12 protein-coding genes are annotated in these 14,480 nt (G+C 66.1%); all 12 read left to right on the forward strand.

Annotation, left to right across the window (positions count from 1 at the left end):
- Positions 1-27 precede the first annotated feature (27 nt).
- On the forward strand, positions 28-3,957 hold the full coding sequence (locus tag AC1RVY_RS24215) for a DUF3683 domain-containing protein (RefSeq protein WP_492808643.1): 3,930 nt from the start codon (positions 28-30) through the stop codon (positions 3,955-3,957).
- Positions 3,954-4,388: an HIT family protein gene (locus AC1RVY_RS24220; protein ID WP_492808645.1), complete on the forward strand. Its 435-nt coding sequence runs from the start codon at positions 3,954-3,956 to the stop codon at positions 4,386-4,388. Before AC1RVY_RS24215 ends, AC1RVY_RS24220 begins: the two co-directional genes overlap by 4 nt.
- A 114-nt stretch (positions 4,389-4,502) precedes the next feature.
- Entirely contained in the window at positions 4,503-4,925 is a 423-nt protein-coding gene (locus AC1RVY_RS24225) for a gamma-butyrobetaine hydroxylase family protein (RefSeq protein ID WP_218293497.1), read from the forward strand.
- Between the two features lie 181 nt (positions 4,926-5,106).
- Positions 5,107-5,838 (forward strand): bifunctional demethylmenaquinone methyltransferase/2-methoxy-6-polyprenyl-1,4-benzoquinol methylase UbiE, encoded by a 732-nt coding sequence (ubiE, locus tag AC1RVY_RS24230; RefSeq protein WP_218293498.1) that lies wholly within the window; start codon positions 5,107-5,109, stop codon positions 5,836-5,838.
- Positions 5,839-5,878: 40 nt separating this feature from the next.
- Positions 5,879-6,904, forward strand: a complete 1,026-nt coding sequence (locus tag AC1RVY_RS24235; protein WP_218293499.1) for a Tim44 domain-containing protein — start codon at positions 5,879-5,881, stop codon at positions 6,902-6,904.
- Between the two features lie 54 nt (positions 6,905-6,958).
- On the forward strand, positions 6,959-7,561 hold the full coding sequence (locus AC1RVY_RS24240; RefSeq protein WP_369641676.1) for a hypothetical protein: 603 nt from the start codon (positions 6,959-6,961) through the stop codon (positions 7,559-7,561).
- Positions 7,558-9,141 (forward strand): ubiquinone biosynthesis regulatory protein kinase UbiB, encoded by a 1,584-nt coding sequence (gene ubiB / locus AC1RVY_RS24245; RefSeq protein WP_218293501.1) that lies wholly within the window; start codon positions 7,558-7,560, stop codon positions 9,139-9,141. Before AC1RVY_RS24240 ends, ubiB begins: the two co-directional genes overlap by 4 nt.
- Positions 9,142-9,182: 41 nt before the next feature.
- Complete coding sequence (locus AC1RVY_RS24250) at positions 9,183-10,628, forward strand: high affinity choline transporter 1 (protein WP_218341533.1); 1,446 nt, start codon at positions 9,183-9,185, stop codon at positions 10,626-10,628.
- A gap of 63 nt (positions 10,629-10,691) precedes the next feature.
- Positions 10,692-11,042, forward strand: a complete 351-nt coding sequence (locus tag AC1RVY_RS24255; RefSeq protein WP_218293503.1) for an FmdB family zinc ribbon protein — start codon at positions 10,692-10,694, stop codon at positions 11,040-11,042.
- 8 nt (positions 11,043-11,050) lie between these two features.
- A complete protein-coding gene (locus AC1RVY_RS24260) occupies positions 11,051-11,671 on the forward strand; it encodes a DUF502 domain-containing protein (RefSeq protein WP_218293504.1) in 621 nt (206 codons plus the stop codon).
- A 43-nt stretch (positions 11,672-11,714) separates the two neighbouring features.
- Positions 11,715-13,517 (forward strand): aspartate--tRNA ligase, encoded by a 1,803-nt coding sequence (gene aspS, locus AC1RVY_RS24265; protein WP_218341531.1) that lies wholly within the window; start codon positions 11,715-11,717, stop codon positions 13,515-13,517.
- A gap of 136 nt (positions 13,518-13,653) precedes the next feature.
- Positions 13,654-14,472 carry a CsgG/HfaB family protein gene (locus tag AC1RVY_RS24270; RefSeq protein ID WP_370627873.1) on the forward strand — a complete coding sequence of 273 codons (819 nt, stop codon included), beginning with the start codon at positions 13,654-13,656 and terminating at the stop codon, positions 14,470-14,472.
- Positions 14,473-14,480: the final 8 nt, after the last annotated feature.

Raw genomic sequence — 14,480 nt, forward strand, 5'->3', positions numbered from 1 at the left:
TCACGCCCCCACCCCAGGTAGACCCCCATGAATGTTCCGATTGCGTTGGCTGCCTTGCAGATGCAGGCTGCCGAGCCCGTGCGTCTGCGCGAGATTCCCTATAACTACACCTCGTTCTCCGACCGGGAGATCGTGATCCGCCTGCTGGGGTCCCCGGCCTGGGACGTGCTGGACCAATTGCGCAAGGAGCGCCGCACCGGGCGCTCCGCCCGCATGCTGTACGAAGTGCTGGGCGATATCTGGGTGGTGCAGCGCAACCCCTACCTGCAGGACGACCTGCTGGACAACCCCAACCGCCGCAAGCTGCTGGTCGATGCCCTGCAGCACCGCCTGGCCGAGATCGACAAGCGCCGCACCCCCGACGACGACGCCGGGCGGGACCGCCTGGTCGGCGAGCTGGTGGTGGCGGCGCGCCGCGCCGTGGCCGAATTCAACGCCACCTTCGAGCAGGCCGCGCAGCTGCGCCGCCAGATCCAGAAGACCCTGGGCCGCCTGACGGCCAAGGACAACATCAAGTTCGACGGCCTCTCGCGCGTGAGCCACGTGACCGACGCGACCGACTGGCGCGTCGAATACCCGTTCGTGGTGCTCACGCCGGACACGGAAACCGAGATGGCCGGCCTGGTCAAGGGCTGCATCGAACTGGGCCTGACCATCATTCCCCGCGGAGGCGGCACCGGCTACACCGGCGGCGCCATCCCGCTGACGTGGAAAAGCGTGGTCATCAACACCGAAAAGCTCGAAGCCATGACCGAGGTGGAAATGCGCCGCCTGCCGGGCATGGACCGCGAAGTGGGCACGGTGTGGACCGAGGCCGGCGTGGTCACCCAGCGCGTGGCCGATGCGGCCGAGCGCGCAGGTTTTGTGTTTGCCGTGGACCCGACCAGCGCCGAAGCCAGCTGCATCGGTGGCAACATCGCCATGAACGCGGGCGGCAAGAAGGCCGTGCTGTGGGGCACGGCGCTCGACAACCTGGCCAGCTGGCGCATGGTCACGCCCGACGCCCAGTGGCTCGAGGTGACTCGCCTGGATCACAACATGGGCAAGATCCATGACGTGGAGACGGCCACCTTCGAGCTGCAGTACTTCGAGGCCGACGGCAAGACGCCCGTGCGCACCGAGCGCCTGGCCATCCCGGGCCGCACCTTCCGCAAGGAAGGCCTGGGCAAGGACGTGACGGACAAGTTCCTCTCGGGCCTGCCCGGCATCCAGAAGGAAGGCTGTGACGGCCTGATCACCAGCGCGCGCTGGGTGGTGCACCGCATGCCCGAGCACACGCGCACCGTGTGCCTGGAGTTCTTTGGCAACGCCAAGGACGCCGTGCCCAGCATCGTGGAGATCAAGGACTTCATGTTCGCCGAGCAAAAGCGCTCGGGCGTGCTGCTGGCCGGCCTGGAGCACCTGGACGACCGCTACCTGAAAGCGGTGGGCTACGCCACCAAGAGCAAGAAGCACGGGGGCGGCCTGCCCAAGATGGTGCTGTTCGGCGACATCGCGGGCGACAACGCCGACGACGTGGCGCGCATCACCAGCGAGGTCGTGCGCATCGCCAACTCGCGCAGCGGCGAAGGCTTCATCGCCATCAGCCCCGAGGCGCGCAAGAAATTCTGGCTGGACCGCAAGCGCACGGCCGCCATCAGCCGCCACACCAACGCCTTCAAGATCAACGAAGACGTGGTGATCCCGCTGCCGCGCATGGCCGAGTACACCGACGGCATCGAGCGCATCAACATCGAGCTGTCGCTGCGCAACAAGATCAAGCTGTGCGATGCGCTCACCGACTTCTTCGAGCGTGGCAACCTGCCGCTGGGCAAGCACGACGACGCGAGCGAAATCCCCTCGGCCGAACTGCTGGAGGACCGCGTGGCGCAAGCCCTGGCGCTGGTGGCCGAGGTGCGCGCGCTGTGGGCCGGCTGGCTGCAGGATGTCGAACCCCTGTTCCCGCAACTGCAGGACCACACCCTGCGCGCGAGCTGGAAGACCCAGCTGCGCGCGCCGCTGTCGGGCATCTTCGCGGGCGCGGCGTTCCAGCCCATCCTGGACGAAGCCACGGCCATCCACAAGCGCGTGCTCAAGGGCCGAGTCTGGGTGGCGCTGCACATGCACGCCGGCGACGGCAACGTGCACACCAATCTGCCGGTCAACAGCGACGACTATGAAATGCTGCAGACCGCGCACGAGGCGGTCGAGCGCATCATGGTGCTGGCGCGCAGCCTGGACGGCGTGATCTCGGGCGAGCACGGCATCGGCATCACCAAGCTGGAGTTCCTGACCGACGCCGAGCTGCTGCCGTTCGCGCAGTACAAGCAGCGGGTGGACCCCGAAGGGCGCTTCAACAAAGGAAAATTGCTCCGAAATCAGGAGCTGGCTGCGCTGGATGGGAAAGCGCTGGAGGCCCATCTGGCTTCCAAGCCGGCTTCCAGGCCCGCCGCCTTGCATGCCGACCTGACCAATGCCTACACGCCCAGCTTCGGCCTCATGGGGCACGAGTCGCTGATCATGCAGCAGAGCGACATCGGCGCGATCGCCGATTCGGTCAAGGACTGCCTGCGCTGCGGCAAGTGCAAGCCCGTGTGCTCCACGCACGTGCCGCGCGCCAACCTGCTCTACAGCCCGCGCAACAAGATCCTGGCCACCTCGCTGCTGGTCGAGGCGTTTTTGTACGAAGAGCAGACCCGCCGCGGCGTGAGCATCAAGCACTGGCAGGAGTTCGAGGACGTGGCGGACCACTGCACGGTGTGCCACAAGTGCGAGAGCCCCTGCCCGGTGAAGATCGACTTCGGCGACGTCACCATGAACATGCGCAACCTGCTGCGCAAGATGGGCAAGAAAACCTTCCGGCCTGGCAACGCGCTGGCGATGACCATGCTCAACGCCACGAATCCGGACACCATCAAGTTCATGCGTTCGGCCATGGTGGACGTGGGCTTCAAGGCCCAGCGCCTGGCCGTGGACCTGCTGCGCAAGGTGGGCCGCAGGCAGACGGCCAAGCCGCCAGCGACGGTGGGCACGGCGCCGATCAAGGAGCAGGTGATCCACTTCATCAACAAAAAGCTGCCCGGCGGCCTGCCCAAGAAGACGGCGCGCGCGCTGCTCGACATCGAGGACAAGGACTACGTGCCCATCATCCGCGACCCGCAGGCCACCACGGCCGAGACGGAGGCGGTGTTCTACTTCCCCGGCTGCGGGTCGGAGCGCTTGTTCTCGCAGGTGGGTCTGGCCACGCAGGCCATGCTGTGGCATGCGGGCGTGCAGACCGTGCTGCCGCCGGGCTACCTGTGCTGCGGCTACCCGCAGCGCGGCAGCGGCCAGTTCGACAAGGCCGAGAAGATGATCACCGACAACCGGGTGCTCTTCCACCGCGTGGCCAACACGCTCAACTACCTCGACATCAAGACCGTGGTGGTGAGCTGTGGCACCTGCTACGACCAGCTGCAGGGCTACGAATTCGGCAAGATCTTCCCGGGCAGCCGCATCATCGACATCCACGAGTACCTGCTGGAAAAGGGCATCCAGCTGCAGGGCAAGGGTGCCTACCTGTACCACGAGCCTTGCCACAACCCGATGAAGCTGCAGGACTCGATGAAGACCGTGAAGGCGCTCGTGGGCGAGCAGGTCTTGAAGAGCGAGCGCTGCTGCGGCGAGTCGGGCACGCTGGGCGTGACGCGCCCGGATGTGTCCACGCAGGTGCGCTTCCGCAAGGAAGAAGAAATCAAGAAGGGCGAGGCCCAGCTGCGTGCCAGCGGCGCAGTGGGAGCGCAGGACAACGTGAAGATCCTCACCAGCTGCCCCAGCTGCCTGCAGGGCCTGAACCGCTACGAAGGCGACCTGAACAACGGCCTGCTCGAAGCCGACTACATCGTGGTCGAGATGGCGCGCGAAATCCTGGGCGAGAACTGGATGCCGGACTATGTGCAGCGCGCCAACAACGGCGGCATCGAGCGGGTGCTGGTGTGACGGCCTGCCCGTTGTGCGCTGAAGATGGTGGCGCACTGGTCTGGCGCGGTGAGCGACTGCGTGTCATCCGTGCGCAGGAGGCGGGGTTTCCTGCCTTCTACCGCGTGGTCTGGAATGCGCATGTGGCCGAGTTCTCTGACCTGGCTGCTGCCGAACGTGCCCACTGCATGGAGGCCGTGACGGTGGTGGAGCAGGCCCTGCGCCAGCACCTGTCGCCCACCAAGGTCAACATCGCGGCGCTGGGCAACATGGTGCCGCACCTGCACTGGCATGTGATTGCGCGGTTTGACTGGGACAGTCACTTTCCCTCACCCGTGTGGGCGGCTGTGCAGCGCCCCAGCCCTGTGGCGCAAGAGGCTTCCGTGCAGGCGCTGCTGCCAGCGCTGGAAAGCGCCTTGCGCCAGCAACTGGCGACCCTGGCTACTGCGTGACTGGCGCTCTGTCAGGAGTCGGTGCGTCTGCCGGCCCTCTGGGCGGTGGGGTCTGCGGCGGGTGGGACAATCACAACCGCCTTTTCTGACAACAGTTTTCTCACAGGTGAATCCATGGCAGGTTTGAAAGCGGGCGCGCCCACGCCGCAGGCAATCACGGTGCACGAAGCATCACGGGTGCTCGAAGTGGGGTTCTCCGATGACGCCACGTTCCGCATTCCGTTTGAGCTGATGCGGGTGTATTCACCGTCGGCCGAAGTGCAGGGTCATGGCCCGGGCCAGGAAGTGCTGCAGACGGGCAAGCGGGAGGTCACGCTGGTCAACCTGGAGCCCGTGGGCAACTACGCGGTCAAGCCCACGTTCTCGGACGGCCACGACAGCGGCATCTTCACCTGGGACTACCTCTACGAACTGGGCCAGAAGCAGGACGCGCTGTGGACGCAGTACACCGAGCGCCTGGCCGCGGCGGGCGTGGACCGCGACGCGCCGATGGCGCCCAAGGGTGGTGCAGGCGGGCATGCCTGTGGCGGTCACTGAAGGGCAGCCCCTAAGCCCTTGTAGACCAATGTGCTATTGAGAGAAGAGCTTCCAGCGCAATATAGGCAAGCGGTAGCGGCTGTTTTCTCTTTGATGGCGTTGTCCTAATTGCGACACAAGCCCCATTTCAGTGCGGGGTTGTCGCTGTACCTCTGGCGCTTGCGCGCCTAGCATGATTCTTATGAGCACCACACATTTTGGTTTTCAGTCGGTCGACGAGCAGGAAAAGGCGCGCCGCGTGCGTGGCGTGTTCGATTCGGTCGCCTCCAAATACGATGTGATGAACGACCTCATGTCGGCCGGCCTGCACCGCGCCTGGAAGGCCTACACCGTGATGGTGGCCAACCTCGGCGAGGGCAGCCAGGTGCTGGACATCGCGGGCGGCACGGGCGATCTCGCGCTGGCATTTTCGAAGAAGGTGGGCGCCACGGGGCGCGTGGTGCATACCGACATCAACGAAGCCATGCTGCGCGTGGGCCGCGACCGTCTCATCGATGCGGGTGTGGTGCTGCCCACGCTGGTCTGCGATGCCGAAAAGCTGCCGTTCCCGGATGCGCATTTCGACGTGGTGAGCGTGGCCTTCGGCCTGCGCAACATGACGCACAAGGACCAGGCCATCGCCGAGATGTGCCGCGTGCTCAAGCCCGGCGGCAAGCTGCTGGTGCTCGAATTCTCGAAGGTGGCCAAGCCGCTGGAAAAAGTGTACGACTGGTATTCGTTCAAGGTGCTGCCCCAACTGGGCAAGCTGGTGGCGGGCGACGACGCCAGCTACCGCTACCTGGCGGAGTCCATCCGCATGCACCCGGGACAGGAAGAACTCAAAAGCCTCATGCAGAAAAATGGCTTTGGGCATGTGGACTATCACAACATGACGGGGGGAATCGTGGCCCTGCATGTTGGAATCAAGTGCTGAGTGAGCGTTTCGCTCGGTCATTAACGGAGACGGAGAAGTCATGATGAAACTGTGGTCTGTGGTGTTGGTCGCGATGCTGGCGTTTGCACACGCCGATGCCGACGCCCGGCGACTGGCTGGCGGCAAATCGGTGGGCAAGCAGTCCAGCAATGTGACGCAGCGCGAGTCGGCAACGCCGCCCGCAACGCCGGGGGCTCCGGCACAGAACGCGACCAATGCGGCAGGCGCCAAGCCGGCCACGGCGGGCGCGGCACCCGCCGCCGCGGCTGCGAAGAAGCCCTGGGGCGCGATGCTGGGTGGCCTGGCCGCGGGCCTGGGCCTGGCCTGGCTGGCCAGTTCGCTGGGCCTGGGCGCAGGGTTCGGCAATATTTTGATGATCGCGCTGCTGGCGCTGGCCGCGTTCGCCATCTTCAAGATGGTGATGCGCGCGCGCAGTGGCGCCAGCCAGGGCGGTGGTGCCGCTGGGGGCGCGCCGTTCGCCTTCCAGGGGGCAGGGGCCGCCTCGCCGGCGGCTGCGCAGGTGCCTCCGCAGTACAGCCCCAACAACGTGGGCAACGACGCCTCGGCGCGCCCCTGGGAGCGCAGCAGCATGGCGTTCGATGCCTCGCGCGCAGCGCAGGGCGGGGCCGGCACGGGTGTGGTCATCGGTTCGGGTCTGTCGGGCTCGCAGAACTGGGGCGTTCCGGCCGATTTCGACACCGAAGGGTTCCTGTCCGCCGCCAAGCGCAACTTCGTCACGCTGCAGGCCGCCTGGGACCGCTCGGACATCACCACGCTGCGTTCCATGATGACGGACAGCATGCTGGACGAGATCCGCACCCAGCTGACCGAGCGCGAAGCGCACCGCGGCGTGCAGCCCAACCACACGGACGTGGTCATGATCGAGGCCCAGTTGCTGGGCATCGAGGACCTGGGCGACGGCTACATGGCCAGCGTCGAGTTCTCCGGCATGATCCGCGAGGAACCCTCTGCGGGCCCGAGCCCGTTCCGCGAGGTCTGGAACATGACCAAGCCCAAGGCGGGCAGCAGCGGCTGGCTGGTGGCAGGGGTGCAGGCCCTGCAGTAATAAAGGAGATACCCCCATTTGGGGCTATCCCAGTTCAGGGAATAATCGGGGACTATGGCAACACCACAGTCCCCTTTTTCGTTTCTGGACGGCCTCTTCGAGCGTGTGGCCGCCGGCCCCCAACCTCCGCAGTGGCTGGTGCACGAGATGCAGCAGCGCATGGTGCTGTTCCTCAACCATGTCCTGATGCAGGAAAAGGAGGCCACCGACCGCCTGGTGCGCCAGAAGGGGTGCATCGCCCGCGTGCAGTGGCGCGCCTATTCGATGGCGCTTGTCATCACGCCCGCCGGCCTGTTCAACCTGGCGCCCGAGACCGCGGCGCCCGACCTGCGCCTTGAAGTGACCGAGAGCTCGCCGCTCACGCTCGCCCAGGCGGCCCTGCGGGGGGACAAGCCCTCCATCCGCATCGAAGGCGATGTGCAGCTGGCCGCCGAGATCAACTGGCTGGTCGACCATGTGCGCTGGGATGTCGAGGAAGACCTCGCACGCGTGATCGGCGATGCCCCGGCGCACACGGTGGCGCAGGTTGCGCGCCGCGCCGCGCAGGCGCTGCGCCAGTTCGTGGGCGCGCGCGTGGCGCCGTCGTCCTTTGCGGCCGTGCCCGTGCCCCCCATGCCGGCAGCGCCGGCCAGCGGCTCCGACCGGGCCGGCGCATGAAGCAATTCCTGCGGGGCGCCGCCATCCTCTGGGTGGGGTTCCGGTACGGCCTGGACGGCCTGGTGCTCGACAGCTTCCAGAAGCCCTGGCTGCGGCCGGTGTCGCGCATCCTGTCGTTCGGGCGCAACCTGGACGCCCCCCGGGGCCAGCGGCTTCGCCTGGCGCTGGAGCGGCTGGGGCCCATCTTCGTCAAGTTCGGCCAGGTGCTTTCGACCCGGCGCGACCTGCTGCCGCCCGACGTGGCCGACGAGCTCGCCCGGCTGCAGGACCGCGTGCCCCCGTTCGATCCCGAGGTGGCGATCGCCACCATCGAGCGGGCGTTCCGCAGGCCCGTGGATGAGGTCTTCACGTCCTTCGATCGCGTGCCGGTGGCCAGCGCCTCGATCGCGCAGGTGCACTTCGCCACGCTGCGCGACCGCCACGGCATCGAGCGCGAGGTGGCGGTCAAGGTGCTTCGCCCCGGCATGCTGCCGGTGATCGAGAAAGACCTGGGCCTCATGCGCATGATGGCCGGCTGGGTGGAGAACCTGTCGGCGGATGGCAAGCGCCTGAAGCCCCGCGAGGTGGTGGCCGAGTTCGACAACTACCTGCACGATGAGCTGGACCTGGTGCGCGAGGCCGCCAACGCCGCGCAGCTGCGCCGCAACATGCAGGGGCTGGACCTGGTGCTGATCCCCGAAATGTTCTGGGACTTCTGCCACCCCGAGGTCATGGTGATGCAGCGCATGAACGGCGTGCCCATCAGCCAGACGGAGCGCCTGCGCGATGCCGGGGTGGACATCCCCAAGCTGGCGCGCGACGGCGTCACGATCTTCTTCACCCAGGTGTTCCGCGACGGCTTCTTCCACGCCGACATGCACCCGGGCAACATCCAGGTGAGCCTGGACCCGGCGACCTTCGGGCGCTACATCTCGCTTGACTTCGGCATCGTGGGCACCCTCACCGAATCTGACAAGGAGTACCTCGCGCAGAACTTCGTGGCGTTCTTTCGCCGCGACTACAAGCGCGTGGCCGAACTGCACATCGAAAGCGGCTGGGTGCCGCCCGAAACGCGGGTCAACGATCTGGAATCGGCGATCCGCGCGGTGTGCGAGCCGTACTTCGACCGGCCGCTCAAGGAAATCTCGCTGGGCATGGTGCTGATGCGGCTCTTCCAGACCTCGCGCCGGTTCCATGTGGAAATCCAGCCCCAGCTCGTGCTCCTGCAAAAGACACTGCTCAACATCGAAGGCCTGGGCCGCGAGCTCGACCCTGAGCTGGACCTGTGGAGCACGGCCAAGCCCTTCCTGGAGAAGTGGATGCTCGAGCAGATGGGACCGCAGCGCGTGCTGCGCGAGCTGCGCGCCGAGGCGCCGCACTACGCCAAGCTGATTCCCGAGCTGCCCCGGCTGCTGTACGACTACCTGCGCCACAAGCCGCAGGACCATCGGCGCGAGCTGCTGGAACTGCTGGCCGCGCAAAAGCGCACCAACCGCCTGCTGCAGGGCATCATCTACGTGGGCGCGGGCTTCGTGCTGGGCCTGCTGTCGCTGATGCTGGTACAGCAGTTGCAAGTGCTTCTGCGTTTCCGGATTTTCTAGGTTTCCCTTCCCCACCCCTTCGCGACATCGAGGAGCATGCCGTGCTGTTGACCCTGGTCATTGTCTATCTGTTGATCACCATCGCCATCGGCCTGCTGGCAGCCCGGCGAGTCAAGAATGCCGCGGATTTCGCCATTGCAGGGCGCCATCTGCCGCTGTACATGATCATCACCACCACGTTTGCAACGTGGTTCGGCTCGGAAACGGTGCTGGGCATCCCGGCCAAATTCATCGAGGGCGGGCTGGGCAACGTGGTCGAAGACCCCTTCGGCGCCGGCTTCTGCCTGATCCTGGTGGGCCTGTTCTTCGCGGGCAAGCTCTACCGCATGACGCTGCTCACCATCAGCGACTACTACCGCGAGCGCTATGGCCGCACGGTGGAGATCGTCTGCTCCCTCATCATCATGCTCAGCTACCTGGGCTGGGTGTCTGCCCAGGTCACGGCGCTGGGGCTGGTGTTCAACCTGCTGTCGGCCGGCGCCATCAGCATTCCCGTGGGCATGACCATCGGCGTGGTCTCCATCCTGGCCTACACGCTGTTTGGCGGCATGTGGTCGGTGGCGGTGACCGACTTCATCCAGATGATCATCCTGGTGGTGGGGCTGGCCGTGATCGCGGTGTTCGCGGGCAACATGGCGGGCGGTGCCGGCAAGGTCATCGAGTTCGCCTCCAGCCGCGAGCTGTTCCGCTTCCTGCCCGAGCCCAAGTTCCATGACGTGGTGTTCTTCATCGCGGCGGGCGTCACCATGATGTTCGGCTCGATTCCGCAGCAGGACGTGTTCCAGCGCGTGATGTCGGCCAACAACATCCAGGCCGCCACGCGCGGCCCGGTGATCGGGGGCATCTGCTACATCCTGTTCGCCTTCGTGCCCATGTTCCTCGTGGCCAGCGCGCTGATCATCATGCCCGCCGAGACGGCCGAGCTGCTCAAGGACGACCCGCAGAAGGTGCTGCCCACGCTGGTGCTGTCCAAGATGCCCTTCGTGATGCAGGTGCTGTTCTTCGGCGCGCTGCTGTCGGCCCTCAAATCCACCGCGTCGGCCACGCTGCTGGCGCCCAGCGTCACGTTCACCGAGAACATCTGGCGCCAGTTCCGCCCGCACAGCTCGGACAGGCAGCACCTGCGCACCATGCGCGTCACCACGCTGGTGTTCAGTGCGCTCGTGCTGGCGTATGCCATCTACATGCAGGGCACGTCGATCTATGAGCTGGTGTCCGGCGCCTATCAGGTGCCGCTGGTGGGGGCCTTCGTGCCCCTGGTGTTTGGCCTGTACTGGAAGCGCGCCACGACGCAGGGCGCCATCTTCGCGATCGTGCTGGGCTTGCTGACCTGGCTGCTGTTCCTGGCCACGCCCGCGGGTGCGGTCTTCCCCGCCCAGCTGGCAGGGCTGCTGGCCGCGCTGGCGGGCATGCTGATCGGCTCGCTGGGCCCGCAGGCCATCCGCAACAGCCATGCGGCGCACCACAGGCTCGTCGGCACGGAGTGACACGGTGGCCGGGGGCATGCCGCCTATAATTGAGGGTTTTGCACTTTCCCTCAACACTCTGACATGCCTATCTACGCCTACAAATGCGGCTCCTGCGGCCATGCCAAGGATGTGCTGCAAAAAATCTCCGACGCGCCCCTGACGGTCTGCCCCGCCTGCGGCGCGCAGGCCTTTTCCAAGCAGGTGACCGCGGCGGGTTTCCAGCTCAAGGGCTCCGGCTGGTATGTGACGGATTTCCGCGGCGGCAACGGCGGGAATTCCGCCCCCGCCACCGCCACCGAGGCCAAGCCGGAGTCGAAGTCCGACGCGCCCGCTCCCGCCAGCACCGGAGATGCTCCTAAAAAAGAAGCATCCAGCGCAGCTGCACCAAGCGCTGGCGGCGGTTCAACCTCCACAACCCCTTCGTCGAACTGAGTACCTTCATGGCTGCCTTGCGCAAATGGCTGTTGACCGGCCTTCTGGTGATCGTGCCAGGGGTCATCACGGCGTGGGTGCTCAACTGGATCGTGAGCACGCTCGACCAGACCCTGCAGATCCTGCCGGGCGCATGGCACCCCGACAAGCTGCTGGGAATCCACATTCCCGGCTTCGGCGTGGTCCTCACGCTGCTCATCCTGCTGGTGGTGGGCGCCATCGCCAGCAACTTCGCGGGCCGCAAGCTCGTGCAGTGGGGCGATGCCCTGGTGCACCGCATCCCGGTCGTGCGCTCCATCTACTCCAGCGTCAAGCAGGTGTCGGACACGCTGTTCTCCGAAAGCGGCAACGCGTTTCGCAAGGCCGTGCTGGTGCAGTGGCCGCGCGAGGGCGTCTGGACCGTGGCCTTCGTCACCGGGGCGCCCAACGGCGAGGTGGCGGCCTACCTGCGCGACGAATTCGTGAGCGTGTACGTGCCCACCACGCCCAATCCCACGGGCGGGTATTTCGTGATGCTGCGCAAGAGCGACTGCGTCGAGCTCGACATGAGCGTGGACGCCGCCCTCAAATACATTGTTTCGATGGGCGTGGTCGCTCCGGCGGACCCGACGCTCGTTTCATCCAAGTAAGTAATCCCCTTAACGCGCCCCCTGGGCGCCGGAAGTTTCTGCCATGGCCATGCGTTCCCACTATTGCGGTCTTGTGACCGAAGCCCTGATGGGCCAAACCGTCACCCTGTCGGGCTGGGTGAACCGTCGCCGCGACCATGGCGGCGTGATCTTCATCGACCTGCGCGACCGCGAAGGCTACGTGCAGGTGGTGTGCGACCCGGACCGTGCCGAGATGTTCAAGACCGCCGAAGATGTGCGCAACGAGTTCTGCGTGCAGGTCAAGGGGCTGGTGCGCCCCCGTCCTGACGGCACCACCAACGACAAGCTCAAGAGCGGCCAGATCGAAGTGCTGTGCCACGAGCTGAACGTGCTCAACCCCTCGGTCACGCCTCCGTTCCAGATGGACGACGAGAACCTGTCGGAGACCACCCGCCTCACGCACCGCGTGATGGACCTGCGCCGCCCGCACATGCAGCGCAACATGATGCTGCGCTACAAGACGGCCATCCAGGTGCGCAACTTCCTGGACAAGGAGGGCTTCATCGACATCGAAACGCCCATGCTGGGCAAGAGCACGCCCGAAGGCGCGCGCGATTACCTGGTTCCGAGCCGCGTGCACGATGGCCAGTTCTTCGCGCTGCCCCAGTCGCCCCAGCTGTACAAGCAGATGCTGATGGTGGCCGGCTATGACCGCTACTACCAGATCACCAAGTGCTTCCGCGACGAAGACCTGCGCGCCGACCGCCAGCCCGAGTTCACGCAGATCGACTGCGAGACCTCGTTCCTGGGCGAGGAAGAGATCCGCGCGATCTTCCAGCGCATGATCGCCGAGGTGTTCCAGACCCAGCTGGGCGTGGACCTGGGCGAGTTCCCCATCATGACCTACCAGGAGGCGGCTTTCCGCTTCGGCTCCGACAAGCCCGACCTGCGCGTGAAGCTCGAATTCACCGAGCTGACCGAAGTGATGAAGGACGTGGACTTCAAGGTGTTCTCCGCGCCCGCCACCACCAAGGGCGGCCGCGTGGTCGCCCTGCGCGTGCCGGGCGGCGCGCAGATCTCGCGCGGCGAGATCGACGCGTACACCGAGTTCGTGAAGATCTACGGCGCCAAGGGCCTGGCCTGGATCAAGGTCAACGAGGTGGCCAACGGCCGCGAAGGTTTGCAGTCCCCCATCGTCAAGAACCTGCACGACGCAGCCATCGCCGAGATCTTGAAGCGCACCGGCGCCCAGGATGGCGACCTGCTGTTCTTCGGTGCCGACAAGGAAAAGATCGTCAACGACTCCATCGGCGCACTGCGCCTGAAGGTCGGCCACAGCGACTTTGGCAAGAAGAACGGCCTGTTCGAAAGCCGTTGGGCACCGCTGTGGGTGGTGGACTTTCCGATGTTCGAGCATGACGAAGAGAACGACCGCTGGGCCGCAGTGCACCACCCCTTCACGTCGCCCAAGGATGGCCATGAGGACCTGATGGACACGGACCCTGGCAAGTGCATCGCCAAGGCCTACGACATGGTGCTCAACGGCTGGGAGCTGGGTGGCGGCTCGGTGCGTATCCACCGCGCCGATGTGCAAAAGAAGGTGTTCGATGCCCTCAAGATCACGCCCGAAGACGCACAGGCCAAGTTCGGCTACCTGCTGGACGCGCTGCAGTACGGCGCGCCTCCGCATGGTGGCCTCGCCTTCGGCCTGGACCGCCTGATCACGCTGATGACCGGCGCAGAGTCGATCCGTGACGTGATCGCGTTCCCCAAGACCCAGCGTGCCCAGGATCTGCTCACGCAGGCGCCTTCGCCGGTGGACGAAAAGCAGCTGCGCGAGCTGCACATCCGCCTGCGCAACCCCGACGCCATCAAGGCGGCCTGATCCGGGGCATCCGCCAGATCGATCCCGCAGATGCACTCCGGCGGCATCGCACCACAAAGCGGCAGGGGCCTCGGCCCCATGCCGCTTTTTTCTTGGCTGGTTCCCCAGCGTTGAAAGGAAGCCTTCCATGCGTTCCATGACGATCCCGGCCCTGCTGGCAGGGGTGTTGCTGCTGGCCCTGGCGGGCTGCGGCGAAAAGAAGACCGAACTGGGCCAGGGCGGCTCGGTGGTCACCGGTTCGGCCGGGCCCCAGGGCGCGCAGAACGCCGCCCGCGAGCTGGTCCGCTGCGAAGCACCCGTGGCCACGCTGGCGCTGGCCGAGAACCCCAACGGCTACACCGTGGGTTCGGGCTACCACCTGCCGGCATCCCCCGTGCCCCTGGTCAAGCTGCTGGCGCAGCAAAGCGGCTGCTTTCGCGTGGTGGACCGCTCGGCCGGCCTGCGCGGCACCATCCAGGAGCAGGACCTGAAGGACTCCGGCATCCTGCGCAAGAACAACTCCACCGTGGCCAAGGGCAAGGGCTATGAGGCGCAGTACACGCTCACCCCTAGCCTGACCTTCAGCGAGCAGGATGCGGGGCGCGGCCTGGCCGGGGTGATCGCGATGATTCCGGTGCTGCGCGACATTGCCGGCCTGGCCGGTCTGGTGGAGCAGGTCAAGTTCAAGGAGGCGCAGACGGCCCTGCTGCTGTCCGACAACGAAACCACCGAGCAGGTGGCCGCGGCCACCGGGGCGGCACGCACCACCGACCTGGGGGTGGGCGGGCTCGTGTTCGGCAAGCTCGGTGGCGCGGCGGGGGCGGGCTGGAGCAATACCAACGAGGGCAAGGTCATCGCCGCGGCGTTCCTGGATGCGCACAACCAGCTGGTGGTGCAGGTGCGTGCGCTGCAGGCCAAGGAATTGCCCCCGCCCGTGCCCACCACCGCCGCCGCCACGCGCTCCAGGGGCGGGTGAGGAGGGCG

The organism is Acidovorax sp. GW821-FHT11A03 (assembly GCF_058809075.1).

Bases quoted from the DNA above. Each gene is read 5' to 3' on its own strand.
- AC1RVY_RS24215 (WP_492808643.1), top strand. From the start codon at position 28: ATGAATGTTCCGATTGCGTTGGCTGCCTTGCAGATGCAGGCTGCCGAG.
- AC1RVY_RS24225 (WP_218293497.1), top strand. From the start codon at position 4,503: ATGGCAGGTTTGAAAGCGGGCGCGCCCACGCCGCAGGCAATCACGGTG.
- ubiE (WP_218293498.1), top strand. From the start codon at position 5,107: ATGAGCACCACACATTTTGGTTTTCAGTCGGTCGACGAGCAGGAAAAG.
- AC1RVY_RS24235 (WP_218293499.1), top strand. From the start codon at position 5,879: ATGATGAAACTGTGGTCTGTGGTGTTGGTCGCGATGCTGGCGTTTGCA.
- AC1RVY_RS24240 (WP_369641676.1), top strand. From the start codon at position 6,959: ATGGCAACACCACAGTCCCCTTTTTCGTTTCTGGACGGCCTCTTCGAG.
- ubiB (WP_218293501.1), top strand. From the start codon at position 7,558: ATGAAGCAATTCCTGCGGGGCGCCGCCATCCTCTGGGTGGGGTTCCGG.
- AC1RVY_RS24255 (WP_218293503.1), top strand. From the start codon at position 10,692: ATGCCTATCTACGCCTACAAATGCGGCTCCTGCGGCCATGCCAAGGAT.
- AC1RVY_RS24260 (WP_218293504.1), top strand. From the start codon at position 11,051: ATGGCTGCCTTGCGCAAATGGCTGTTGACCGGCCTTCTGGTGATCGTG.
- aspS (WP_218341531.1), top strand. From the start codon at position 11,715: ATGGCCATGCGTTCCCACTATTGCGGTCTTGTGACCGAAGCCCTGATG.
- AC1RVY_RS24270 (WP_370627873.1), top strand. From the start codon at position 13,654: ATGACGATCCCGGCCCTGCTGGCAGGGGTGTTGCTGCTGGCCCTGGCG.